This is a genomic window from Klebsiella sp. D-Nf1, from assembly GCF_002810515.1.
Classification (GTDB): Bacteria; Pseudomonadota; Gammaproteobacteria; order Enterobacterales; family Enterobacteriaceae; genus Klebsiella; species Klebsiella variicola.
Map to the genome: position 1 here is coordinate 41,195 of NZ_PIOK01000003.1, position 24,570 is coordinate 65,764.

18 protein-coding genes, 1 tRNA gene and 2 pseudogenes are annotated in these 24,570 nt (G+C 56.7%); 11 read left to right on the forward strand and 10 right to left on the reverse strand.

Going from position 1 to position 24,570, the window contains the following annotated elements:
- Positions 1–168: 168 nt before the first annotated feature.
- Genes lpdA through CWM54_RS13905 form a run of 4 tightly spaced genes read right to left on the reverse strand, consistent with a single transcriptional unit; the run spans position 169 to position 5,085 of the window.
- A complete protein-coding gene (gene lpdA / locus CWM54_RS13890) occupies positions 169–1,566 on the reverse strand; it encodes a dihydrolipoyl dehydrogenase (protein ID WP_100697526.1) in 1,398 nt (465 codons plus the stop codon).
- A complete protein-coding gene (locus tag CWM54_RS13895) occupies positions 1,556–3,091 on the reverse strand; it encodes a 2-oxo acid dehydrogenase subunit E2 (RefSeq protein WP_100681381.1) in 1,536 nt (511 codons plus the stop codon). The genes lpdA and CWM54_RS13895 overlap by 11 nt, the downstream gene beginning before the upstream one ends.
- A 3-nt stretch (positions 3,092–3,094) precedes the next feature.
- On the reverse strand, positions 3,095–4,114 hold the full coding sequence (locus CWM54_RS13900) for an alpha-ketoacid dehydrogenase subunit beta (RefSeq protein WP_002889881.1): 1,020 nt from the start codon (positions 4,112–4,114) through the stop codon (positions 3,095–3,097).
- 11 nt (positions 4,115–4,125) lie between these two features.
- Complete coding sequence (locus CWM54_RS13905; RefSeq protein WP_100681380.1) at positions 4,126–5,085, reverse strand: thiamine pyrophosphate-dependent dehydrogenase E1 component subunit alpha; 960 nt, start codon at positions 5,083–5,085, stop codon at positions 4,126–4,128.
- A gap of 252 nt (positions 5,086–5,337) precedes the next feature.
- Between CWM54_RS13905 and CWM54_RS13910 the strand changes: the two genes are divergently transcribed.
- Complete coding sequence (locus CWM54_RS13910; protein ID WP_100681379.1) at positions 5,338–8,103, forward strand: LuxR C-terminal-related transcriptional regulator; 2,766 nt, start codon at positions 5,338–5,340, stop codon at positions 8,101–8,103.
- 573 nt (positions 8,104–8,676) lie between these two features.
- Here CWM54_RS13910 and CWM54_RS13915 read toward each other — a convergent pair.
- Together CWM54_RS13915 and CWM54_RS13920 are read right to left on the reverse strand one after the other, a co-directional pair.
- Complete coding sequence (locus tag CWM54_RS13915) at positions 8,677–9,579, reverse strand: proline iminopeptidase-family hydrolase (RefSeq protein WP_061155649.1); 903 nt, start codon at positions 9,577–9,579, stop codon at positions 8,677–8,679.
- A gap of 84 nt (positions 9,580–9,663) precedes the next feature.
- A complete protein-coding gene (locus CWM54_RS13920) occupies positions 9,664–10,416 on the reverse strand; it encodes a helix-turn-helix transcriptional regulator (RefSeq protein ID WP_100697528.1) in 753 nt (250 codons plus the stop codon).
- A 200-nt stretch (positions 10,417–10,616) separates the two neighbouring features.
- Between CWM54_RS13920 and CWM54_RS13925 the strand changes: the two genes are divergently transcribed.
- The 7 genes and pseudogenes from CWM54_RS13925 to CWM54_RS29505 form a co-directional block, all read left to right on the forward strand.
- The gene (locus CWM54_RS13925) at positions 10,617–11,516 is read left to right on the forward strand and encodes a proline iminopeptidase-family hydrolase (RefSeq protein ID WP_100697530.1); all 900 of its coding nucleotides are present in this window, start codon (positions 10,617–10,619) and stop codon (positions 11,514–11,516) included.
- On the forward strand, positions 11,516–12,454 hold the full coding sequence (locus CWM54_RS13930; RefSeq protein WP_061155646.1) for an ABC transporter permease: 939 nt from the start codon (positions 11,516–11,518) through the stop codon (positions 12,452–12,454). The genes CWM54_RS13925 and CWM54_RS13930 overlap by 1 nt, the downstream gene beginning before the upstream one ends.
- Positions 12,451–13,296, forward strand: coding sequence for an ABC transporter permease (locus CWM54_RS13935; RefSeq protein WP_100697532.1), 846 nt, complete (start codon positions 12,451–12,453; stop codon positions 13,294–13,296). Before CWM54_RS13930 ends, CWM54_RS13935 begins: the two co-directional genes overlap by 4 nt.
- A complete protein-coding gene (locus CWM54_RS13940; protein ID WP_061155644.1) occupies positions 13,293–14,273 on the forward strand; it encodes an ABC transporter ATP-binding protein in 981 nt (326 codons plus the stop codon). The genes CWM54_RS13935 and CWM54_RS13940 overlap by 4 nt, the downstream gene beginning before the upstream one ends.
- Positions 14,273–15,308, forward strand: a pseudogene (locus tag CWM54_RS13945) (ABC transporter ATP-binding protein). The gene CWM54_RS13940 and the pseudogene CWM54_RS13945 overlap by 1 nt, the downstream one beginning before the upstream one ends.
- Complete coding sequence (locus CWM54_RS13950; RefSeq protein WP_061155642.1) at positions 15,289–16,803, forward strand: ABC transporter substrate-binding protein; 1,515 nt, start codon at positions 15,289–15,291, stop codon at positions 16,801–16,803. The pseudogene CWM54_RS13945 and the gene CWM54_RS13950 overlap by 20 nt, the downstream one beginning before the upstream one ends.
- A gap of 203 nt (positions 16,804–17,006) precedes the next feature.
- Positions 17,007–17,105, forward strand: a pseudogene (locus tag CWM54_RS29505) (hypothetical protein); the annotation flags it as partial.
- 381 nt (positions 17,106–17,486) lie between these two features.
- Here CWM54_RS29505 and CWM54_RS13960 read toward each other — a convergent pair.
- The 3 genes from CWM54_RS13960 to proB form a co-directional block, all read right to left on the reverse strand.
- Positions 17,487–17,562 (reverse strand) — tRNA-Thr (locus tag CWM54_RS13960).
- A gap of 113 nt (positions 17,563–17,675) precedes the next feature.
- The gene (proA, locus tag CWM54_RS13965) at positions 17,676–18,929 is read right to left on the reverse strand and encodes a glutamate-5-semialdehyde dehydrogenase (RefSeq protein ID WP_008805305.1); all 1,254 of its coding nucleotides are present in this window, start codon (positions 18,927–18,929) and stop codon (positions 17,676–17,678) included.
- A 10-nt stretch (positions 18,930–18,939) separates the two neighbouring features.
- Complete coding sequence (proB, locus tag CWM54_RS13970) at positions 18,940–20,043, reverse strand: glutamate 5-kinase (protein WP_008805306.1); 1,104 nt, start codon at positions 20,041–20,043, stop codon at positions 18,940–18,942.
- A gap of 289 nt (positions 20,044–20,332) precedes the next feature.
- Here proB and phoE point away from each other — a divergent pair, with 289 nt between their 5' ends.
- Positions 20,333–21,385 (forward strand): phosphoporin PhoE, encoded by a 1,053-nt coding sequence (gene phoE, locus CWM54_RS13975; protein ID WP_049163779.1) that lies wholly within the window; start codon positions 20,333–20,335, stop codon positions 21,383–21,385.
- 44 nt (positions 21,386–21,429) lie between these two features.
- Here the strand turns inward: phoE and CWM54_RS13980 are convergent, their stop codons facing one another.
- Complete coding sequence (locus CWM54_RS13980) at positions 21,430–21,996, reverse strand: NlpC/P60 family protein (protein ID WP_004222859.1); 567 nt, start codon at positions 21,994–21,996, stop codon at positions 21,430–21,432.
- Positions 21,997–22,407: 411 nt separating this feature from the next.
- Between CWM54_RS13980 and CWM54_RS13990 the strand changes: the two genes are divergently transcribed.
- Complete coding sequence (locus tag CWM54_RS13990) at positions 22,408–23,277, forward strand: DMT family transporter (RefSeq protein ID WP_008805308.1); 870 nt, start codon at positions 22,408–22,410, stop codon at positions 23,275–23,277.
- 93 nt (positions 23,278–23,370) lie between these two features.
- A complete protein-coding gene (locus CWM54_RS13995) occupies positions 23,371–24,036 on the forward strand; it encodes an HAD family hydrolase (RefSeq protein ID WP_061155632.1) in 666 nt (221 codons plus the stop codon).
- Positions 24,037–24,570 lie beyond the last annotated feature (534 nt).

Below are 24,570 nucleotides of genomic sequence, written 5' to 3' on the forward strand. Positions count from 1 at the left end.
TCACTTTCAATAAAGTGAGATGACTGCCAGAGGCTGGAGATCAATGATGCGAGATACTTACCTAACGACGGGGTGTTACCTTACCGAACGTTTCAAGGAAAATACAGGAGGGATAACGGGAAACTTACTCCGTATCACGACGCTATCGCCTCCCTTATTTTCATTTTCTTATTGATGCAACGGTTGGTCACAGGCCGCGAGTATGGATTCATGCATCGCTTCGGAAAGTGTCGGATGCGCAAAGATCATCGACAGGAGACTTTCATCTGTGGCCTCCAGGTGACGGGCGATACCAAACCCCTGGATCTGTTCCGTGACCTGTGCGCCAACCATATGCGCGCCCAGCAATTCACCCGTTTCAGCATCGAAAATGGTCTTCACAAAACCCTCTGTCTCGCCGCTGGCCAGCGCCTTACCATTGCTCTGATAAGAGAACTTACCGATCCTGACGGGCCGTCCTCTGGCCAGGGCCGTCGATTCCGTCAGGCCCAGACTGGCAACCTGAGGCCGGGCATAAGTGCAACCGGGCACATAGTCGCGATCAAGCGGATGGGTGCCTTCGACACCAGCCAGCGTCTCAATGCAGATTACGCCTTCGTGGCTGGCCTTGTGCGCCAGACACGGCGGGCCGGCTACATCGCCGATGGCATAAAGCCCAAATACGTTAGTGCGACAAGCCGCGTCCGTCTTGATAAAACCGCGGTCTAACTCGACGCCCAGTGCTTCCAGCCCCAGATCTTCAATATTCGGCTGTACGCCAACCGCCAGCAGCACACGTTCGACTTCCAGGAAAGATTCGGCGCTCGTATTTTTCAGTGTACAGCGCACCCCGGTATCGGTGAGCTGTACTTGCGTCACCTGGGTCTGGGTATGGACCTGAATCCCGCGCTTTTCGAATGACTTACGCACCGCCGCTGACACTTCGGCATCCTCCACTGGCAAAATCTGCGACGCTAGCTCGACCAGCGCCACTTTACAGCCCAGATCGTTATAAAGGCTGGCGAACTCGACGCCAATCGCGCCTGAACCGATGATTAATAGCGACCTGGGCAATCGCTTAGGCTGTAGTGCCTCGAAATAGGTCCAGATATGTTCGCCATCTGGCTCTATGCCTGGTAATGCGCGTGGTCGGGCGCCCGTGGCCAGGATCACGTGATCGGCCCGGTAATCGTGCTCTTCCCCCCGGGCATCCGCTACCGTTATTTGTCCCTTACCGCGCAGCCGCGCGGTACCATCAATCACCCTCACGCCATTTTTCTTCAACAGATACTCAACCCCGCCGGTGAGCTGTTGCGAAACGGCACGGCTAAACTGCACCAGTTTCTGCAGATCGACATTCACCTCACCCACGCTGATGCCCAGCTGACTGGCATGGGTGATACTGTGCGCGACCTCAGCGCCATGCAACAGCGCCTTGGTTGGAATGCATCCCCAGTTCAGGCAGATGCCGCCCAGATGTTGTTTTTCCACTAAGGCGGTACGAAGTCCTAGCTGACCGGCACGGATGGCGGCCACATACCCCCCAGGACCCCCGCCGATGATCAGCACATCGTAATTATCGTGCATAGCTCGTCTCCTGGATAAACATCAGGGTAGGGGTTTCAGTCAGTCGCTTGAGTTCCCGGAGAAAAGCTGCACCTGCCGCCCCATCAATGACCCGGTGATCGCAGGATAGCGATACCGTCAGTTGGTGGCGCGCGACGATTTGCCCGTCGCGTACTACCGCCCGCATCTCGCCGGTGCCAATGGCGAGGATTGCGCTTTGCGGTGGATTGATGATGGCGTCAAACTGCCGTACACCGAGCATACCCAGATTTGACACGCTAAAGGTTCCCCCCTGGAACTCTTCCGGCTTCAGCGTGCCCGCTTTGGCTTTGGTCACCAGGGTGTGAATTTCGGCCGATATGTCGCTGATCGATTTCCGGTTCGCCGAGCGAACAATAGGGGTAATTAGCCCGTCAGGCAGCGCAACGGCCACCGAAATGTCGGCATCCGCAAAGCGGCGGATACTTTGTGTCGCCTCATCAAACTGGATGTTGACGTCTGGCACGGCCACCAGCGCCAGGGCACAAGCCTTCACCAGCAGGTCATTAACCGAAATCTTGACGCCGGGTACTTCGCGGTTAATTTCCTGACGTAACGCTAACAGTCGTTCCAGATCGAGATCGACACTCAAACGGAAATGGGGAGACTGTTGCTTGGACGTTTGCAGACGAGAAGCGATAGCCCGCCGCATACCGGACATCGGGATGCTCTCAAAGGGTGCCGGGGCACTCTCCTGCACAGGGCTGACCGGCGGGTGCCCGTCGAGCAACAACGCCGCAGCCAGCACATCATCGCGACTCACCCGACCTCGTGAACCACTGCTTCGGCAGTCATGCAAGTTGATACCCAGTTTGCCGGCCAGACGGCGGGCCAGCGGGGTGGCCGATACCTGGCTATCATCGGCATGCGAGCGGGGCGCTTTGCTGGGACGAACGGGGGGCGTCGGAGAGGCCAGGCGACCGCCGGCGGCAACGATCGCGCTTTCCAGATCAGAAACAGAGATACGTTCCCCGCGTCCGCTGCCGCGGACCTTTTTCAGGTCGACACCCCAGCGGGCGGACAGTCGTAACGCATGGGGCGTGGCATTAACCTGAGTCACATCGGTCACGCCTTGCAGACTGGCGGGGATGTCGATCTGCCCAATGGGGGCCACGGGGTTGTTGGATGGGGGCGAAACAACGGAAGGTGGCTTAGCGCCTGCCTGTGCCGCTACGTCCGGCGCGGCAGCCTCCGTGCCAGGCGCTGCGGGTTTCACCGTCGCCAGACTGGCAGCAAATTCGTCCAGTTCAGCATCGCTGACCGAAGCGTCAGCCGCCAGAGCCAGCACGGCGCCAACCTGAAGCGTCTCACCCTCCCGGGCGATTATCCGGCGTAATGTACCGGCAAAAGGTGCCTCCAGGACATTGACGATTTTACTGGTTTCAATCTCACAGATTTCCTGCCCTCTGGTGAAATCGTCACCCTCCTGGATTGCCCATCGAGCGAGCAAGCCTTCCTCCATGGAAAGCCCCCACTTTGGCATTTCAAGCGTCTTGATTTCGCTCATAGGTTAATCCTCCAGCACTTGACGGACGGCGGCTTCGATACGTTCAACGCCAGGGATCCAGAGTTTTTCGAGAGCAGGGGAGAACGGGACCGGCGTGTGTGGCGGAGTCACCAGCAGAACGGGCGCTTTGAGGAAATGGAATGCCTGGGACGCAATCAGCGCCGCGACATCATGAGCAAAACCGAAGCGTGCAGCGGATTCGTCGACAATCACTACCCGCCCCGTGGAAGCCACCGATTCCAGAATACCTTCCTCATCCAGCGGCGAAATGGTTCGCGGGTCGACCACCTCGACCGAGATCCCCTCTCTGGCCAGTTTGTCCGCCACCTGGTTTGCTTTATGTACCATTGCCGACAACGCAATGATGGTGACGTCCTCCCCTTCGCGAGTGTAGTTGGCTACACCTAGCGGGATGGTATAGATCTCGTCCGGTACCTCGCCCTTGAGGTCGTACAGCATTTTATGCTCGCAGAATACCACCGGGTCGTCGTCGCGAATGGACTGGATTAACAGACCCTTGACGTCATAAGGCGTCGAGGGCACCACCACCTTCAGTCCTGGCGTGGTGGCAAAGATATTATAGGGTGACTGTGAATGCTGGGCCGCGGCGGAAAACCCCGCGCCGATCATCCCTCGCATCACCAGCGGAGCTCTGGCTTTGCCGCCAAACATGTAGCGGAACTTAGCCGCCTGGTTATACAGTGCATCGTGACTCACACCAAAAAAATCCATGAACATCAGTTCCGCGACCGGCCGCAGACCCGTTGCTGCGGCGCCGGCCGCCATACCGATGATGGCCGACTCGGTAATGGGTGTGTCGATCACCCGATCGGAGCCGAACTGCGTCCACAGCCCTTTAGTGACACCCAGCACACCGCCAAAGGCTTCAATCTTCGCCTCTTCGGGCGCATTTCCGCCATGACCGCCACGCAAGTCTTCACCGATGAGCACCACGCGTTCATCGCGTTCCATTTCCTGAGCCAGGGCTTCCTTGACCGCTTCACGATAGGTTTTTATTGTCATGGTTATCACCCTCAGTATGAGACGTACACGTCTGTCAGCAGGTCTTCCGGAGCCGGGTAGGCAGCGGCGCGGGCCTTCAATACGGCATCGTTGACCAGGGTTTCTACTTCCTCATCAATCGCCGCCAGTTCTTCCTGGGTGATATGCTGTTTGACCTTAGCGGTGAAAATCTTCAGCGGATCATGTTGTTCACGCAGGCGTTGCACTTCACCTTCTGCGCGGTATAGCGCGGGATCGCCCTCAAAATGACCATGCCAGCGGAAGGCTTTGGCCTCAATGACGCTTGGGCCACCGCCTTCTCGCGCACGCTTGACCGCCTCTGAGGTTGCCTCATAAACGGCAAAGAAATCGGTGCCATCGACGGTCACTGCCGGCAGGCCGAAGCCAGCGGCGCGCCGGGCGATATCACGCCCACCCACGGCGTAGTCATGGCCGGTCCCTTCGCCGTAACCGTTGTTCTCGAAAATAAAGACGGCTGGAAGCTGGAGCACGACGGCCATATTGATGGCTTCAAAGACCAGGCCCTGATTAGAACCACCATCGCCCGTAAAAGAGACACCGACGTTGCCGGTTTTTAGCGTTTTTGCCGTTAGCGCGGCGCCGATGGCCAGTGGAGGGGCTCCCCCAACGATAGCGTTCGCCCCCAGCATTCCTTTCGACAGATCGGCAATGTGCATCGAGCCACCCTTACCGCGACATAACCCGCTGTCCTTACCGAATATTTCGGCCATCATGCCGTGAATGTCACAACCTTTAGCAATACAGTGGCCATGTCCACGGTGTGTTGAACCAATGAAATCTGCGCTCGTTAAATTTTCGCAGACCCCCACCGCGATGGCCTCCTCACCGGTATAAAGGTGAATGAAGCCCGGAATATCACCGCTGGTATTTTCCTGATGTAACCGCTCTTCAAAGGTCCTGATCTCCCGCATCTTGCGGTAAGCCTGCAATAACGCCTGTTTGCTGAGCATCGTTTAATTCTCCTCAATAAAGGTCACCCAGGCGGGGCCAACAGACAAGGCGGATAACCCTGGCCACACCCATGCAATGAATCTACGAGCGGTTAAAGGGAGTGCGAAGCCACCTTCATGGGGGGGTAGGTGGGGGTTTTCATGCTTGAGGTCAAACTTTCTAAATTTTGTGTAGCAATAAAGTTTGGCCGCCCCATGTCATCCCGGGGGCTGGCGTACAATTGAAAAAAACAAAACGAGTAGACACCACGGATGAAGCCATTGGATTTAGAAGGTCGCCAATCACCCTCACTGGTCTCCGGGCCATTGCGGCTGACGCGAGGCTTGCCGTTAATCCTGACCAAATTCGTCCCACCTCGCTCTTCAATACAATTGCTGGAGCGCCCCCGGCTTCTTCAGCTTCTCAGTCCCGTTCAGCAGTGCCGGCTGGGCGTCGTCTGCGCCGGCGCTGGATTTGGCAAAACCACGTTGTTGGCACAATGGCATCAGCAGATGGTCGCCCAGGGTGAACGTATCGCCTGGCTGAGCCTCGATGAGGATGATGATGACGTATGGCAGTTTATTCCTTATCTGCTGCAAGCATTGCGTCCTCTCTATGCTGACTGGGACGCCGATTTCTGGCGTGACATGGAAGAACAGAAGCTCTCCAGCTCCGAGCAACTGCTGGCCGGGCTCATTAACCAGCTACACTATTGCCCGCATGACGTGTACCTGATTATCGACGACTTCCACGTGATTAACGATCGTGGGGTCTATGAAGCGCTGGGGTATTTAATCAAGCATGCGCCTGCCGCCTTGCATCTGATCATTGGCAGCCGTTTCCACCCGAATCTTGCGCTGAGCCAGCTGCAGGCCCAGGACCAACTGGTGGAAATCTATGATCGAGACCTGCAATTCACGCTCGAAGAAACAAAACACTATTTTAGCCGCACGGTTGCGCTACCCCTCAGCAACCACCATGCACAGCGGCTACAGTCCGTGACAGAGGGCTGGATTGCAGGGATGAAGATCGCTTCATTGTCCGCAGAATTACAGCATGATCCTGAGCATCTGTTGCGCAATATGCATGGAGGAACACGGTCTATTGCCCGCTATCTGAAAGAGGTGGTCCTGGATCCGCTGCCGGAAGAGGTTCTCGATTTTCTGGTGAAAACGTCCTTCCTCAGTCGGTTAAATGCCGAATTATGCAACGCAGTGACTGGACGTGATGATAGTAAAGCGATGCTGGCATGGATTGAGCGACACAACCTTTTTTTGTCAGCCCTTGACGAACAAGGCTACTGGTTCCGCTACCATCCTCTGTTGCAGGAAAATCTTCGGACCATGCTGCAGCAGAACAACGATATTGATCGCAAACAGCTACATGAATTAGCCAGTCATTGGTTCGTCGAACAGAAGCTGTGGTCTGAGGCGGTACGCCATGCGCTCAGCGCAGGCAAGCCGGTGCATAGCCCCGGGCAGGATGGCGCAAGCGCTCAGTCACTGGCGGAAGAAGGGGATATCGATACCCTGATTTCATGGATGCATCATTTACCACCCAGCACCGATCCTTCGCGCATTGACCTGCAAATTAATCTGGCCTGGGCACTGGCGCATTATTTCCACTTTGATGAGTCGAGGCAGCTGCTTGATAACCTCGATCAGATGGTACTTCATCATCGTGAGGATTTAACCCGCAGTACCTGGTGTAAATTGCGCGTTGTGCGGGCAATTTGCGAAGCCTTTGCGGAAAACATCCCGGAGAGTCTGGTTATTGTTCAGCCGTTGCTGGCCGAAGTGCCCTGCGGCGACACCTGGGTTGATGGTCTGATATGCAATATTCTCAGCTATTGCCATGTTGTTAACCAGCGCTATCACGACGCGCTGGAGGTTCAACAGCATATGCCCTCTCCGGAAAGTCCTTTAGATAATCTGTTTGTCTCGGTATATCGCGCTTTTATCATTGCCCAGTGCCATCTTTGTCAGGGCGATCTGGGGAAAGCCGGGTGGTACGCAGAGAAAACGTTGCGTCAGGCTGAATGTTATACCGGTACCCAGTCGACCAGTGGCGCGACGCTGGCGCCGCTGCTGGCGGAGATAGCCTATGAATGTCAGAGTGGTGACTCGCCCGATCATCTGTTAGCCGACCGGCTCGAATTCATCGACCGATTCAGTCCACCCGACGCGCTGAGTCGCTGTTATACCTATCTCGCGCGTCAGGCCCTGGATGGCGATATGCCGTATGAGACCGAGCGATTGCTGGAGCATGCGCAGCGTCTTGCCGTGTCTCGCGGCTGGCAACGGCTCCAGGCCATGATGTTAGCCGAGCAGGTGAGGGTGCGACTGCAGCACGGCAATGTCACCGGCGCAGAGCAACTGCAGCGACAACTTGAACAAATGGCCGCCAGCTTCCGAATGGATGCCGAACATCCCTGTCAACGCGCTATCGCTCTGTCTGCATCCCTTAGCCACTGTCGCCTTCTTCTCGCCAGAGGCCAGGCGCCGCAAGCTTGTATTCTCCTGGCTGACATGGTCTCTGATCAGGAAAGCCGGGGGGACGGGTTAACCGCAGCGCGTCTGCGTACGCTCTGGTCATTAGCCTTGTGGAACAGTGGCAAAACTGCGGCAGCGCGCACGACATTTCAGCCAGTCGTGCAGCTGGCTGAACAACAGCATCTCACGGGCCTCTTTCTTGACGCTGGCGATACCTTGCAACCTTTGCTTGCCGGTATGAATGAATCCTCTTCAGCTTGTACAGAGGAAGGGATAATCCATAGTCCCTGGGCAGACAAGCGCGCGCCTGCAGATGGAACACCGTTTAATAGTGGAAGCCCCGATATTCATGGCGAGCTGAGCGAGCGAGAGTTGCAGATATTACAACTGATCGCTGAAGGTCAGATGAATAAAGAAATTGCTCGCTCCCTCGCTATTTCTGCCGAGACGGTCAAATGGCACATCAAAAACATCTACGCGAAGCTTAAAGTGAATAGCCGCACTCAAGCGATGAGTCGGGCGCTGGAGATGAAATTACTGGATTAACGGTTTGAAGAGGGAGGGCTGGATACAAAATATTATAAAGACGAGCCACTTTCTTAACGGGCTATGAGCCACGGATAATCCCGGCATTTCTGAGACCATTGGGCTTCTCACTCTGAACAGTGACGGCAGTTTTGATGCCCTGACTCAGCGATAAGTGCGTTGAGTTTAAGGGGGCGACGCCAGGGGAAAGTAACCCTGGTGTAACCTTAGAGAGGCTTTTATCTTTGATTTAGCGTGGTGGCGATAATAGGAGTTGAACCTACGGCCTTAGCATTACGAATGAGAGAAGGTATTATTAAATCCGTTACTATCAACTTTAATTTATCTTTATAACCTTATGAAATAAAAATATTTTTTTGCTTTTGTGATGTTTTTCATCGTCGTATTGTTTTTGACCAGGAGTGTAATCCCAAGGCAACCCCGCAGAGAGTATTGATAAGGCGTAGGTCAATCGCCGCCAGGCCTGGAATAATGGTGAACTCAGCCATCAGACGGTGGGGCAGGCAATTCGATGCTTAAAAAGCACCGTTTACCGAGGCCAATTTTGTGGGCTGCCTCGGTGAACGGTAGAAATTATGTTGAGGAGATCGCGCTGCTTAAAAAATCGCTCACCGTCTTCATGCATAGATCGCGCTCTTCCACGTGCGGCATATGGCTTGAGGCGTCAAAAATGACCCACCTCGCGCCAACGATATGGTCCATAAAGGGCTGTACCACTTCCGGTGTGGCTTCATCGTAGCGCCCGGAAATCAGCAGCACCGGAATCTGAATTTGCGCGAGGCGGTCGATAATCGTCCATTCTTTCATACTGCCGATGACGTGGAATTCGGTGGGGCCATTCATCGCGTGATAGACCGTTGGATCGGCATCCATAGCATCAAAGGTGCGCCGTACTTCCGGCGGCCAGGGATCAAGCCGACAGACGTGGCGTTGATAAAATATTGCGCTTGCCGCCTTATATTCTGCGCTATCCAGTGTACCCGCCGCCTCATGTTCCAGCAGCGTCTTCTGGACATCGGCAGGGAGCTGCGCCCGGAGTTCTGCTGCGCCCTGTAGCCACAGCGCCATTGAGGCCGGAGAGTTGGCGATAATCAGCGCTTTTAAGCCCGTTGGCTGGGTCACGGCATGTTCTGCGCCCAGCATGCCGCCCCACGATTGACCCAGTAAGGCGTAATTATCGGCAATATCGAGATACTGCAGCAGGTTATCCAGCTCGTTGAGGAACAATGCCGGTTGCCAGAAGTCGGCAGGCTGCTGCGGTAGATGAGTTGAGCGGCCGTTACCTAGCTGATCGTAGTGGATCACCGCTCGCCCGCTGAGGGCGATATCACGGAACGCATCGACATAATCGTGCGTACATCCCGGCCCGCCGTGGGCAATAACCAGCGGCGTCAGTCCACTATGGATATCGCCGCAAATACGAAACCAGGTTTGGTATTCCCGAAACGGGGCGTAGCCTTCGCTAATGGTGTACATGAATGATCTTTATCCTGCTAAGTGGACCGGCTTTCAGGGTAAAGGGTCGTAACCAACGCTGAACACTAGCAAAAATGCTAGTTCTTAGCAGTCGAGCAGACGGTAATGCAGGGCGCGTACCACCGCCTGTACGCGATTGCTGGCGCCCAGTTTTCTGGCCGCGGTATTCAGGTGCAACGTCACCGTCGCCACCGAGCGGTGCAGTTTGCGGGCGATCTCTTTGGCGGTAAGCCCTTCAGCAGACCACGTCAGACATTCGCGTTCACGATTGCTTAGCTTCACGTGGAGACAGGTCAGCATGGTGCTGTCGAATAGTGGAAAGGCTGACTCCTGGAACTGGTGGGCAATCAGCATCAGTTGCGCCAGGGTCGCGCTGATTTCCCGTTCCTGACGCTGGCCGGTATGGATGCCGGTGAGAGTAACGAATCCGCCGTTTGGGAGATGCAGGGGAACCGTTGCTCCACAGGGCATATTGTGTTCACGCATATAGTCGGTGACGGCGGTAGCGTGATCGTCCAGCCTGCCGCGCAGCATGCTTCTGTCCGGCCGTTGATAGGACCAGATAAAGGGCGCGCAGCTCTCCAGCGCACAGTGTTGGACCGGATCAACCTGGTAATATCCTCGCTCGCACCATAGCTGGCGCATATCCTCCGGTACATTGTACGTTTTCAACAGCGACGGCGTAATCAGCTCTCCCTCCAGCGAACGCGGGACTGGCGTGTAGTCGTAAATAACCGCGTCAAATCCCAGCGTTCTGGTGTGCTGGAAAAGCCCACTGAATGCGTCATCCAGGCTGGTTGCCCGGGTGCTTTCGGGGCGTTCAAACTCCAGTCGCATATAACCCCCTTTACGTTAAACGAGGCCTGAGACGGGCACGATTTGTGCAAAACCGTCAATAGCTCGCTTCAAGGCATGCAATTCCGGTGCCGTTCCGGCGCAGCGCAAAACTAGTATTTTTGCTAACTGTTCAGCTTCCGACGTTGTCGTTAGCGTTAAGGCAACGACACACCAGCAGCATCGACGACGAGGAACACACCATGTGGAGTGAAGTAGCGCCCGATCAGTGCCATAACATTGCTGTGGATGGTTATAACGTCGTGGCTTATCAATTTGGTGACGGCGATGAGACCGTCCTCTGCCTCAACGGCGGACCCGGGCTGCCCAGCGACTATTTGCGTGAGGCTCACTCCTGCCTGAAACAGCACGGCTACCGGGTGATTGCCTTTGATCAACTGGGAACCGGGAAATCGGACCGACCGGATGACGCCAGTCTGTGGACCATGGCGCGCTACGTACGTGAAGTGGAAACCGTCCGCCAGGCGCTGGGGCTCGGTAAGGTGCATCTGCTTGGTCATTCGTGGGGCGGATGGCTGGCGATAGAAGTGGCATTGCACCATCCTGGTGCAATTCGCTCGTTGATTCTTGAAAACACCGTCGCCGATATGCCGCATCTGGTGCAGGAACTGAACCGCCTGCGCGGTGCGCTGGGACCAGAGACCGTCGCCATGATGCAGCGCTATGAAGCGCTGGACTGGCTGGAACACCCGGCCTATCAAGCGGCGATTACCCTGCTTAATTATCGCCACGTCTGCCGCCTTGATGTGTGGCCCGAACCGGTTAAGCGGTCGCTTGAGGACTGGAATATGGGGCCGTACATCACAATGCAGGGGCCGAACGAATTCCTTTATACCGGTAATTTAAAAACGTGGAACCGCAGCGCGGAACTAGCTTCGATCCGCGTGCCGTGCCTGATAGTCAGTGGACAGCATGATGAACTTACACCCGCCTGTGCCCTGAAAATGAAGCAGGGACTGGCGAATGCCGAAATAGCAGTTTTTGCCAATAGCAGCCATATGCCGTTTTACGAAGAGCCGCAGGCTTACTACCCGGTGCTGCTCGATTTTCTGGCACGCCAGCGCGATACGGGAGGCTGTTGATGCATCGTTACCGCTTTCTGCTTTTTCGTCCGCTGCAGCTGCTGCCGGTTCTGCTCGGCATTAGCTTGATCACCTTCATGATGGTGCGGGCGATCCCCGGCGATCCGGCGCGCATTCTGCTGGGAGTCCGCAGCACACCGGCAGCGCTGGCCCGCATCCGCGCGCAGTTTGGTCTCGATGAGCCACTATGGGTACAGTACGGCTTTTTTCTGCGCAACCTGCTGCAAGGAGAACTGGGGAAGTCGATTGTGTATCGCGTGGATACTCTGAAGCTGATTGGTTCGCGTCTTGAGCCAACGCTGTGGCTGGTACTGGGCAGTGTCCTGTTGGCCATTGCCTTGACGGTGCCGCTAGCGGCGATTGCTGCACGCCAGCGTGGACGTCTCGCCGATCGGCTGATTCGTCTTTTTACCACCGCCGGGCTGGGGTTTCCGGCGTTCTGGCTCGGTATCATGCTGATTCTGCTGTTCAGCATTGTGCTTGGCTGGTTCCCGGTTTCCGGCTACGGCAGCGATTTTTTAGACCAGTTACGCCATATGGTTCTGCCGTGCCTGACCGTGGCGCTGGCGCTTTCAGCGGTATTGATTCGTAACCTGCGCGCCAGCCTGCTGATGGAGATGAATAGTGACTATGTCGTGGCGGCACGAGCGCGCGGGCAACGGGAAAGACGCATCTTCTGGCGACATGTGCTGCCCAATTCGCTGGTGCCAACCATCAATCTTCTGGCCGTGAATATCGGTTGGTTAATCGGCAGTACGGTGGTTATCGAAAGCGTGTTTGCCATCCCTGGCCTCGGACAACTACTGGTAAAGGCGATTTTTAGCCGCGACTACATGGTGGTTCAGGGCGTAGTCATGGTCTTTGCCCTTGCCACCGTGGCGGTCAGCCTGCTGGCGGACATTCTGACCGTGGCTCTGGACCCGAGGATAAAGCTATGAAGGTAACGGCGACGTTTTCCCGTCTGCGTCAGCGGATTATTCCGCGCCAGCAGGCGCTATATGCCGGGCTGACCATTGTCGGATTGTGGCTGTTGGTGGCCTGCCTGGCACCATGGATAGCGCCGTTTGATCCGATTGCTCAGGACGTATCCTCCAGCCTGCTGTCGCCGAGCGGCGCGCACCCGTTCGGTACTGACAACTTTGGTCGCGATGTTTTTTCCCGGGTGCTATGGGGCTCACGAGTCGATCTGCAAATTTGCATACTGGGAGTCCTGTTCCCCTTTATGCTTGGCACCACGCTGGGTGCGCTCTCCAGCTATCTTGGCGGCGTCGTGGACGCGCTAGTGATGCGGGTGATTGATATTGTGCTGGCTTTTCCGTTTCTGGTACTGATGTTAGCGATTATTGCCATCCTCGGACCAGGACTGAGCAGCTTTTATATTGCGATGGCGATAGTGGGCTGGGTTTCCTACGCTCGGCTGGTGCGCGCTCAGGTACTGACGCTGAAACAGCGAGATTTTATTCTGGCGGCCCGCAGTCTGGGCTATGGACACCTGCGCATTTTGTTCCGCCATTTGCTGCCGAACGCATTAACTGGCGCGATCGTTTTTTCGATGTCCGACTGCGTACTGGTACTGCTTAACGGGGCCTCGGTGAGCTATCTCGGGCTCGGCGTGCAGCCACCAACCGCGGAATGGGGCGTGATGGTTGCCGAAGGGCAGAGCTTTATCACCACTGCGTGGTGGATAACGACCTTTCCGGGGATCGCCATTGTGTTGTTGGCAATGGGGTTCAGCCTGCTGGCCGATGGGTTGGGGGATAAGTTAGGGGAGCGCGTATGAGTTTGTTGACGGTGAATCACCTGACAGTCACGCGTGGTGAAGATATCGCGCTGGTAGATAACGTCTCATTAAGTCTGGAAGCTGGTGAGATGCTCGGGCTGGTCGGTGAGAGCGGGTCGGGAAAAACCGTAACCTGCCGGGCGCTGATGCGCCTGTTGCCGGGGGCTGGACTGCGGATTACTGGCGGCGAAGTTTTGCTGGGAGGGCGCGATATTTTGTCCCTCAGTGAAGGGCAAATGTCGGCGGTGCGCGGACGGGAAATCGGCATGATTTTCCAGAACCCCTCCAGCCATTTGAATCCAGTGATGACTATAGGGGAACAGATCGCAGAAAGTCGCCGCCTTCATTTTGGCGCTAACCGTCGTCAGGCACGAGAGGATGCGCTGGCGCTGCTACGACAAGTGGGGATCCCTGACCCGCAGAATCGGCTCAATAACTATCCACATGAATTTTCCGGTGGCATGCGTCAGCGGGCGATGATTGCCGTCGCCCTCGCACCGGAGCCCACGCTGTTGATTGCCGATGAACCGACGACCGCGCTGGACGTGACCGTGCAGATGCAGATTTTACGCCTGCTGAGTGACCTGCGCGCTGAGCTGGGGCTGGCGGTCATTATGATCACTCACGATCTCGGCGTGGTGGCGCAAACCTGTGACCGGATTGCGGTGATGTACGGCGGTCGACTGTGTGAGGTGGGCGACAAGCGAGAAGTGCTGGCCAGCCCGTTGCACCCTTACACTCGCGGACTTATTGATTGCCAGCCGGTCAGCGAAGGTGGGCAGGGGAGGTTGACGACCATCGACGGCCAGCCGCCAGTTGCCGACCATTTTCCATCGGGCTGCCGTTTTCATCCGCGCTGTCGATGCGCCGATGAGGCCTGCCTCCACCAGCCGTTGCTTCGCTACAGGCAGGATAGCCGCAGCCATGCGGCAGCCTGCCATCACACATTGCCGACACCTATCCGGCGGGAGAGATAATGGCTTACCCTAACTGGCCGCTGCTTGAGGCCGATAACCTTTCCGTCACCTTTCCGGTTTCCGGCGGGTTTTGGCGAGAGAAAAAAGTGGTGCATGCGGTTAACCAGGTCACGGTGCAAATTTATCCCGGCGAGACGCTGGGCCTGGTCGGCGAGTCCGGCAGCGGTAAAAGTACCCTTGGACGGGCGCTGTTGCAGCTCGAACGGGTTGCGGCAGGAGAGGTGCGGTTCGATGGTCAGCGTATTACACATGGCTTAACCAGCGACATCGTCCGTCTGCGCCAGCAAAGCGCGATGATTTTCCAGGATCCTTTTGCGTCATTAAATCCGCGACAGACCGTGGGAGAAAGTATTGCGGAGGTACTGCGCGTTCATCAGAAGATACCGCGCGCGCAAATTGCTCAGCGGGTAGCGGAACTGCTCACCCAGGTTGGCCTGCGTACGCAGCAGGCCAACGCGAAACCGTCTCAGCTTAGCGGCGGTCAGTGTCAGCGCGCCGGTATTGCCAGAGCGCTGGCTATCGAACCGCGGCTGATTGTGGCGGATGAGTGTGTCGCGGCGTTGGACGTCTCTATTCAGGGGCAGATCGTGAATTTATTGATGGATCTGCGGGAGAAAATGGGGCTGGCGATTCTGTTTATTGCTCACGACCTGGCGATTGTGCGTCGGCTTTGTGATCGCGTCGCGGTGATGTATCTTGGGCGGATCGTGGAGGAGGGGCCTACGGAAACGGTCTTTACACGGCCCCTGCATCCCTATACTGCCGCGCTGGTATCCGCGATCCCGGAAATTGACCCGGATAAACCGCTGCCAAAAAATTTGCTGGGGGGCGAGCCGCCCAGCCCCGTCGCTGTTCCACCAGGTTGTGCATTTCATCCGCGCTGCCCTCATGCGCAGGTGCAGTGCCGCACCGGCGAACCACCACCAACCCGGCAGATTGCCGACCACGCTTATGCCTGCGTATTGAACCACGAAGGCGATGAGACCGTTTTATCCTTTGACAGGGGGATCTATTGATGAAGCACAGGCATGTTAAGTTACTGGCGGCAAGCGTTTTTCTGGCGCTCAGCGTGGTGAGCGAAATAGCACAGGCGGCAGGGGTATTGACCATTGGCCGGCGAGAGGACAGCACCACTTTTGATCCGATAAAATCGGCGCAAAATGCCGATAACTGGGTTTTTTCGAACGTCTTCGACCCGCTGGTGCGGGTGGATAAAACCGGGACTAAGCTGGAGCCTGGTGTGGCAGAAAGCTGGACGATTTCCCCGGACGGCAAGGTCTACACCTTTAAAATTCGCGATACCAAATTCTCTGACGGCACACCTCTGACCGCTAGCGATGCGGCGTTTAGCCTGATGCGTATCCGTGATGATAAAGGTTCGCTGTGGCGCGATTCCTACAGCATTATCGACAAAGCTGAGGCCACGGACCCGCGCACCTTGGTGGTCACGCTGAAATCGCCCTCAGCGCCATTCTTATCTCAGCTGGCGCTGCCGAACGCCTCGGTGGTTTCACAGCAGGCGATGAAGGCGGAAGGTGAAGAGGCCTTTGCCGAAAAACCGGTAGGTTCCGGCGCGTTCAGCGTTAAAGAGTGGCTGCGTGGCGAAAAAATCGTGCTGGTTAAGAACCCGAATTTCTGGCAAGCGAAGAACGTCAGCCTGGATGGCGTGGAGTGGTTAACCATTCCGGATGATAATACCCGAATGCTGAAAGTGCAGGCCGGTGAGCTTGACGCCGCGCTGACCGTGCCCTTCTCACGCATTGCATCGTTACAGAAAGACGCCAATCTAAAGGTTGAACTGGATCCTTCCACTCGTGAAGACCATCTGTTGATTAACCATTCGCACGGTGCTCTGGGCAAGGTGGAAGTGCGTCAGGCGCTGGACTTTGCGATTGATAAAGACGCGATCGTGAAGACCGTGACTTTTGGCTATGGTCAGGTGGCGAATTCCTATATCCCCGCCGGGGCGCTATACCACTACGCGGACAATCTTCGCAGGCCATACGATCCGCAAAAGGCCAAAGAGATACTGAAAGCGGCGGGGGCGGCCGATCTGAAGCTGAACTATGTGGTTAACGCCGGAGATGAAGTGGATGAGCAAATCGCGATTTTGCTCCAGCAACAGCTGGCAAAAGTTGGGGTGACGGTGAATTTACAAAAAGTCGACCCGAGCCAGAGTTGGGATATGCTGGTAGCCGGGGATTACGATATTTCGGTGATGTACTGGACGAACGATATTCTTGACCCTGACCAGAAAACCACCTTTGTGCTTGGTCATGACGCCAATATGAACTATATGACGCGCTATCATAACGAGCAGGTTAAAGCGCTCGTGGCTTCGGCGCGCATCGAAATGGACAGTGAAAAGCGTGAGCAGATGTATATCGACCTGCAAAAAATGGCCAAAGCCGACGTGAACTGGGTTGATCTGTATTACAGCCCATACCGCAACGTCAGCCGCAAGAATATCGACGGTTTTTACCAAAATCCCCTGGGGCGCTTCTTCCTGGAAGATACCGTCAAAAACTAATGCCTCTTTGCGCCGGTTGATATCGACCACCGGCGCTTTTTTTAATCTTTTCGGACCACCCGCTTCCGCGGGAAACTCGCAACGTTACCGATCAGTCCGTCAACACCAGCTCCGCCGTTAATGAGTTCATGATGAAATTCTTTGCAGCCCTGCTTACCGTCATGGTGGTTTGTTTTCTCAGTATGGGCTGGTGCGTGGGGGCGCCCTTCCATGCAGTGGTGGAAGCGGCGGTACAACGGGCCAGGCCAGTGCTACTCACGGCACTGGCCGCCATTCTGGCGTTTATCCCGCTGACGCACTCCCAAACTCTCTTGTGAGAAATACGAGAGAGGGCGTTACCTGCGATAAAAACTCGATTTTAACCTTAACAATTCTTAACATGTTTAACGGCTTTTTTAAAAAGGTTTTAAGCTATTAATACATTGATATAAATAAGAATTTTTTTTAGACTGGATATGTAAAAGCGTATGCATGCCATAAGACACTTCATATCGAAGCTACAATCTTTTTAAACATCGCATCGTGGGGGTCTCTATCCAGAACAGTGTATGGCAGTTTTGATGCCCTGGTTCAGCGATAAGAACAGTGAGCTTAAGTGTGTTGGTTGCGGGGGAAAAAGTAACCCAGGCGTAACCCCAAAGAGTTTTTTAAAGACAGTGGCTTATATAACTATTTGATTTAGATGGTGCCGATAATAGGAGTCGAACCTACGACCTTCGCATTACGAATGCGCTGCTCTACCAACTGAGCTATATCGGCCCTGCAAGAGGTGTTCACGAGCGTGAATCACGAGGCAAAAGGTTAGAACTTAGCGGGCGATGCGTCAATAGCCAGTGGAATCAACTGCCTATTTTTGCATCGCCCGTTCTCATTTACGCACGAATGGTATCGTCGCCGAAACCAATCCACTTATAGGTGGTTAACGCTTCCAGCCCCATCGGGCCGCGGGCGTGCAGCTTCTGGGTGCTGACCGCCACCTCCGCACCGAGGCCGAACTGGCCGCCGTCGGTGAAGCGCGTGGAGGCGTTCACGTAGACGGCGGAAGAGTCCACTTCATTGATAAAGCGGTTGGCGTTACGCAAGGTGCGGGTCAGGATGGCGTCGGAGTGCTGGGTGCCATGTTCGCGAATATGGGCGATAGCCTCATCCATATCAGCCACCACTTTGACGTTCAGATCCAGCGACAGATACTCGTCGTCATACTGCTCCGCTTTCACCGGCTCGACCTTCGCAGGGCCGTTTTGCAGCGCGGGGAGGGCGGAAGGGGCGGCATGCAGGGTGACGCCGCTCTCGGCCATCTGCTTGCTTAACGCCGGCAGGAAGGTGTCGGCGATGTTACGGTGCACCAGCAGCGTTTCCACGGTATTGCAGGTGCTCGGCCGCTGGGTCTTGGCATTGACGATGATCTTCAGCGCAGGGGCGATCTCGGCGGTTTCATCAACGAAGATATGGCATACGCCAATCCCGCCGGTGATCACCGGGATCGTTGACTGCTCGCGGCACAGCTTGTGCAGGCCAGCGCCGCCGCGGGGGATCAGCATATCGATGTATTTATCCATCTTCAGCATTTCGCCCACCAGCGCGCGATCCGGGCTCTCAATGGCCTGTACCGCGGCGGCCGGCAGACCGCACTCCTGCAGCGCTTGCTGGATCACCTTCACCGTGGCGGCGTTGGTGCGCCAGGTTTCTTTCCCGCCGCGCAGGATCGCTGCGTTGCCGGTTTTCAGACACAGGGAGGCGACGTCGACCGTCACGTTGGGTCGCGCTTCATAAATCACGCCAATCACCCCCAGCGGGACGCGGCGACGTTCAATACGCAGACCGCTGTCCAGCAGCCCACCGTCGATCACCTGGCCGACCGGATCGGCCAGATTGCACACCTGGCGCACATCGTTGGCGATGCCGCTCAGACGCGCCGGGGTCAGCGCGAGGCGATCAAGCATCGCTTCACTCAGGCCATTGGCGCGAGCTTCGGCTAAATCTTCCGCGTTGGCGCGCAGAATATCGTCGGTCTGCGCTTCCAGATAATCGGCGATCTTTTCCAGTACCTGGTTCTTTTCCCGGCTGGAGAGTAACGCCAGCTGCCAGGAGGCCGCTTTGGCGGCAATGCCCATTTGTTCCAGCATTTTCAGCTCCTTAACGGATGATCATATCATCGCGGTGGACGGCCACCGGGCCGTATTCATAGCCCAGAATGGCATCGATTTGCTGCGAGTGCTGGCCGGCGATAAGGCGCAGCGCGTCGCTGTTGTAGCGGCTGACGCCGTGAGCGATATCGCGTCCTTCGCTATTGCGAATGCGGATCACTTCGCCGCGGGAGAAGTTGCCGCTGACGATTTTGATGCCTTTTGGCAACAGCGAGCTGCCTCTTTCGAGGATCGCCTGAGTCGCGCCCGCATCGACGGTCAGTTCACCGGCCGGCGGGGCGCCGAAGATCCAGCGCTTACGGTTCTCCAGCGGAGACTCCTGCGCGTGGAAGCAGGTGCCCACCGGCAGGCCTTCCATCGCGTGGCCGATGACGTCCGGACGGTTGCCGGCGGCGATGATGGTATCAATCCCCGCGCGGCAGGCGACGTCCGCGGCCTGCAGCTTGGTGCCCATGCCGCCGGTGCCGAGTCCGGAGACGCTGTCGCCGGCGATGGCGCGCAGCGCGTCGTCGATGCCGTAGACGTCTTTAATCAGCTCCGCCTGCGGGTTGCTACGCGGGTCGGCGGTGAACAGGCCTGGCTGGTCGGTTAACAGCAGCAGCTTATCCGCCCCGGCGAGGATCGCGGCCAGTGCGGAGAGATTGTCGTTATCGCCCACTTTGATTTCCGCGGTGGCGACGGCGTCGTTTTCGTTAATGACCGGGACGATGCTGTTATCCAGCAGCGCGCGCAGGGTGTCGCGGGCGTTGAGGAACCGTTCTCTGTCTTCCATGTCGGCGCGGGTCAGTAGCATCTGGCCAACGTGAATGCCATAGATAGAAAACAGCTGTTCCCACAGTTGGATCAGACGGCTTTGTCCCACCGCCGCCAGCAGCTGTTTGGAGGCGATGGTGGCGGGCAGTTCCGGGTAACCAAGGTGCTCGCGCCCGGCGGCAATGGCCCCGGAGGTCACGATGACAATACGGTGTCCCATGGCGTGCAGCTGTGCGCACTGGCGCACGAGCTCGACGATATGGGCGCGGTTCAGGCGACGGGACCCGCCTGTTAAAACACTGGTGCCCAGTTTTACCACCAGCGTCTGGCTTTCACTCATGATTCTCTGCCGTTCAAAAGGAATATCGATATCGAGCTGATGTTGTAGCAGGAGTCGGCCCGCTTGCCAACACCCGGGGCGGCGGGCGCGCCATTTTATTGCGCGGGATCGGGCATTCTGGAGAGGGTATGTGACAAAAATATGTCAGATACATTTAAATACTCTTTTTTATAAAAAGTTCCACATTGTCATAAATATTTAATATCCCGGCGTTAAAAAAACTCCTGTTTTTGATGGGCGAGTGCCCGCAATTGAATAGCGCGTATAAATAAATCACCAGGACTGAATAATGAAAAAGAGTACTCTGGCATTAATGATGATGGGCTTTGTGGCTTCAACGGCGACGCAGGCAGCGGAAGTTTATAACAAGAATGCTAACAAGCTGGATGTGTACGGTAAGATCAAAGCCATGCACTACTTCAGCGATTATGACAGCAAAGATGGCGATCAGACTTACGTGCGTTTCGGTATTAAAGGCGAAACGCAGATTAACGATGACCTGACCGGCTATGGCCGTTGGGAATCTGAATTCTCCGGTAACAAAACCGAGAGCGACTCCAGTCAGAAAACCCGTCTGGCATTCGCCGGGGTGAAGCTGAAGAACTACGGCTCCTTTGACTACGGTCGTAACCTTGGCGCCCTGTACGACGTGGAAGCCTGGACCGATATGTTCCCGGAATTCGGCGGCGATTCCTCTGCTCAGACCGATAACTTTATGACCAAGCGTGCCAGCGGCCTGGCGACCTACCGCAACACCGATTTCTTCGGTCTGGTGGATGGTCTGGATATGACCCTGCAGTACCAGGGTAAAAACGAAGGCCGTGAAGCGAAGAAACAGAACGGCGACGGCGTTGGTACCTCATTAAGCTATGATTTCGGCGGCAGCGACTTCGCCGTCAGCGCGGCCTACACCAGCTCTGACCGTACCGACGCGCAGAACTTGCTGTCCCGCGGTCAGGGTTCCAAAGCGGAAGCCTGGGCGACCGGCCTGAAATATGACGCCAACAATATCTACCTGGCGACCATGTACTCTGAAACCCGCAAGATGACCCCGATCAGCGGCGGCTTTGCCAACAAAGCGCAGAACTTTGAAGCGGTGGCGCAGTATCAGTTCGACTTCGGTCTGCGTCCGTCCCTCGGCTATGTGCTGTCGAAAGGGAAAGACATCGAAGGAGTGGGTAGCGAAGATCTGGTTAACTACATTGACGTGGGCCTGACCTACTACTTCAACAAAAACATGAACGCCTTCGTGGATTACAAAATCAACCAGCTGAAAAGCGATAACAAACTCGCCATCAACGATGACGACATCGTCGCGCTGGGCATGACCTACCAGTTCTGATTAACCGCAGAACCACCCGCCGCAGCCCTGGCTGCGGCTTTTTTTTAGCGGCGATTCTTCGCCAGATGCAGGGTGTCGCTGTTCATGGTGATCTGCGCGTTATACTCCTTCGGCAAACGGCGCGCCTGGTAGAACGCCGACTCCCAGTAAGGGTTGTCCAGCGAAGAGCGCATCACGCCCTGGCTGCTCGAGGCGTGAAGGAAATTATGATCGGTATCGTAAAAGCCAACGTGCATCCCGGCCCGGGTGCGGAAGAAAACCAGATCGCCGGGACGTAAATCGCGCTTATTGACCCGCACGCCCATGTGCAGTAGCTCGCGGGTGGTGATCCGCTCCATCGGCAGGTTAAAGCGATCCTTCAGCGTGCGCCAGACGAAACCCGAGCAGTCGACGCCGCTTTGTTCAGTACCGCCCCATTCATAGGGGGTACCCTGCCAGGTGTGCATCTGGTCATGCAGGGCCGCCACCACCGGGATCAGATCGTCCGATCCGCCGTCAATGGTCATATCCGCATGAGATTTTGTGTTCTTTGCCTGTTTCGGTGAGGAGGAGCATCCTGCCAACAACAAAAAAGGAATTAAAAAGAGAGCATGCGTCAGTTTTGGCTTCATATCGTTATTTTCGAAGTAGCAAGCAGACTGCTTTGTTTTATAGCCGATTAAAAAGAACGGCTAAATAAGCCGAGGCCGCCTTTACGTTTATTTACGATTAAAAATAAACAATCAGGCGAGAGATCACCCATAAAAGGCAGTTGTCACTTCCGAACGGCCTGTGCCAGGATTCTGATTAAACATTTGACGAGGCATTCCATGACGCATTACGCCATCTCTGGTGAGACTTTGCCTGGCGCCGCTTTCGACGCGGGGTGGATGACGTCTGCGCCTCATCATTGCTTCACCACGCTCTGCCCACCGCCTCCCCCTCCAGACCGGGTTGTTTTCGGCGCTTAACGCCGTCTTTAGCAGGCGCTTACCTGCCGGTATGACGCTTGATACCTTGTGTTTGACGTTCTGGAGCATGCTATGCACGTTCGCTATTCTCTGCTCGCCTCGCAGGCGACAACGGCCATTTTTGTGCTGCTGTGGGGCAGCGCGGCCATCTTCACCCGCTGGGGACTGGACAACGCTTCGCCGATGGCGCTGCTGGTCTTTCGTTTTCTGATTGCCCTGGTCGCGCTGGCGCCGCTGGCCATCGTCCGTCGGCGCTGGCTGCCCGCGCCGGGTACCCGCCTGCAAACAGCGGCTACCGGTCTGATGCTGATTGGCGGCTATTCGGTCTGTTACTTCGAGGCGATGGCTAACGGTGTGACGCCGGGACTTATCGCCACCATCATGGGGATCCAGCCTATCCTTACGCTTTGCGTGGTGGAGCGTCGCCTGCAGGGGCGGCGGCTGTCAGGACTGCTGATTGCCCTGGCGGGGCTGGTGCTGCTGGTGTGGCGCAGTCTGGCGGCCTCGCCGATGGCGATGGTGGGGATCCTGTTTGCGCTGGCGGCTCTGCTGCTGATGACCTTTGGCGCGCTGTGGCAAAAGCGCAGCCGTCAGGCGCCGGCGGATGTCCTGCCGCTGCAGTACGCCGTCAGTCTGGGGCTGTGCCTGCTGATTGCCCCGGTCAGCGGCTTCCAGTTTACCGTTAACGCCGGGTTGATTATTCCGGTGCTGTTTCTCGGGCTGCTGATTTCGGTGGTCGCCCAGCTGCTGCTGTATCGTCTGCTGAGCGCGGGAAATATTGTTAATGTCACCAGCCTCTTTTATCTGGTGCCAGTGATCACGGCGCTGCTGGATTATCTGCTGCTGGGCAACCGGCTGCCGGCGGCGGCGATGGTCGGTATGGTGGCGATCATCGGCGGGATCGTGCTGGTGTTCCGCACCGCGAAGGTCCGCGCCGGCTGATGGCGAGCCGGGCGCCGCGGCGTCCGGTCATTTTCCTGTCATCTTTTTTACGCATGCTCCCGGCAGCTTATTTTGATCAACAAGGGAAAGCTGATGGGCAACACGCTGACGATTTTCGATCTCGACAACACCCTGATACAGGGCGATAGCAGTACGGTCTGGAGCCAGTTTATGGTTCGCGAAGGATTAGCGACGCAGAAGGGGTATCTTGCCCGCGAGGCGCGGCTAATGGCGGATTATGACCGGGGGGAGATGAATATCGCCGATTATGTGGCCCTGATCCAGGCGCCGCTGGCCGGAATACCGAAATCGGACGTTGACGCGCTGGTGGCCCGCTGCGTGCGCGAGGCGATCCTGCCGCGGGTCTATCCGCAGGCGTGGGAACGCATTCGTCGTCTGCGGGTCGAGGGAGAGCAGATGCTGATCATTTCAGCCTCGGTCAGCCTGCTGGTGCAGGCGGTGGCCGCCGCGCTGGAGATTGATCAGGCGCTGGGCATTGACGTGGAGATGGTCGACGGCGGCTACAGCGGGGTCATTGCCGGGATCCCCAGCTATCAGCAGGGGAAGGTGGCGCGTCTGGCGCAGTGGCGCGAGGCGCATCCGCAGTATGACGGTGAGATGACGTTCTATACCGATTCCATTAACGATCTGCCGCTGTGCCTGCATGCGGATCGCGTGCGGCTGGTCAATCCTTGTCCGCAGCTGCAGGCGGCGGGTGCCGGATACGGTTGGCCGGTGCTGACCTGGCGGCTGGAATAGCGGAGCGGATAAATGCTTCTGCGGGTTCAGCCGTTCCAGGCCGGATAAGCCCTGTAGGCCGGGTAAGGCGCAGCCGCCACCCGGCATAAAAGCAGCTCCGTGCCTGATGCCATCGCCCGGCGGCGCTGCGCTTGCCGGGCCTACAGACAGTCGGAGCCGGACGAGTAGGCCGGGTAAGGCGCCAGCCGCCACCCGGCGGAATAACGGTACAAGCGTAAATTTCCCTGTGCATACAGCGCCTGGCAGGGCTACAACTTCTATGTTATTTCCGGACAGATTGCGCTCCCAATATTTTTTCTGCGCTATGTCACTCATGGCGCAGGGAGCGCACAGGGGGCGGCCAGTCGCCGCCGCCCCCTGTACCCCCGGGCTCCGGCCAGCAACATCGCCACTGCGTGGTGCCTTCGACTTATCCCTGCAGGCTTCGGGTCGGGCCGAGGCAGCGTCCCTGCAAAACACGGCCCTCAGCCCGCATCCATGCGGGCTGCCCCGGCCTTCCGGGAACGTCTCAGCGATGTTGAGGCCGCCAGCACC

Bases quoted from the DNA above. Each gene is read 5' to 3' on its own strand.
- lpdA (WP_100697526.1), bottom strand. From the start codon at position 1,566: ATGCACGATAATTACGATGTGCTGATCATCGGCGGGGGTCCTGGGGGG.
- CWM54_RS13910 (WP_100681379.1), top strand. From the start codon at position 5,338: ATGAAGCCATTGGATTTAGAAGGTCGCCAATCACCCTCACTGGTCTCC.
- CWM54_RS13940 (WP_061155644.1), top strand. From the start codon at position 13,293: ATGAGTTTGTTGACGGTGAATCACCTGACAGTCACGCGTGGTGAAGAT.
- CWM54_RS13915 (WP_061155649.1), bottom strand. From the start codon at position 9,579: ATGTACACCATTAGCGAAGGCTACGCCCCGTTTCGGGAATACCAAACC.
- CWM54_RS13920 (WP_100697528.1), bottom strand. From the start codon at position 10,416: ATGCGACTGGAGTTTGAACGCCCCGAAAGCACCCGGGCAACCAGCCTG.
- CWM54_RS13935 (WP_100697532.1), top strand. From the start codon at position 12,451: ATGAAGGTAACGGCGACGTTTTCCCGTCTGCGTCAGCGGATTATTCCG.
- CWM54_RS13995 (WP_061155632.1), top strand. From the start codon at position 23,371: ATGGGCAACACGCTGACGATTTTCGATCTCGACAACACCCTGATACAG.
- phoE (WP_049163779.1), top strand. From the start codon at position 20,333: ATGAAAAAGAGTACTCTGGCATTAATGATGATGGGCTTTGTGGCTTCA.
- CWM54_RS13990 (WP_008805308.1), top strand. From the start codon at position 22,408: ATGCACGTTCGCTATTCTCTGCTCGCCTCGCAGGCGACAACGGCCATT.
- CWM54_RS13900 (WP_002889881.1), bottom strand. From the start codon at position 4,114: ATGACAATAAAAACCTATCGTGAAGCGGTCAAGGAAGCCCTGGCTCAG.
- proB (WP_008805306.1), bottom strand. From the start codon at position 20,043: ATGAGTGAAAGCCAGACGCTGGTGGTAAAACTGGGCACCAGTGTTTTA.
- CWM54_RS13925 (WP_100697530.1), top strand. From the start codon at position 10,617: ATGTGGAGTGAAGTAGCGCCCGATCAGTGCCATAACATTGCTGTGGAT.
- CWM54_RS13905 (WP_100681380.1), bottom strand. From the start codon at position 5,085: ATGCTCAGCAAACAGGCGTTATTGCAGGCTTACCGCAAGATGCGGGAG.
- CWM54_RS13895 (WP_100681381.1), bottom strand. From the start codon at position 3,091: ATGAGCGAAATCAAGACGCTTGAAATGCCAAAGTGGGGGCTTTCCATG.
- CWM54_RS13980 (WP_004222859.1), bottom strand. From the start codon at position 21,996: ATGAAGCCAAAACTGACGCATGCTCTCTTTTTAATTCCTTTTTTGTTG.
- proA (WP_008805305.1), bottom strand. From the start codon at position 18,929: ATGCTGGAACAAATGGGCATTGCCGCCAAAGCGGCCTCCTGGCAGCTG.
- CWM54_RS13950 (WP_061155642.1), top strand. From the start codon at position 15,289: ATGAAGCACAGGCATGTTAAGTTACTGGCGGCAAGCGTTTTTCTGGCG.
- CWM54_RS13930 (WP_061155646.1), top strand. From the start codon at position 11,516: ATGCATCGTTACCGCTTTCTGCTTTTTCGTCCGCTGCAGCTGCTGCCG.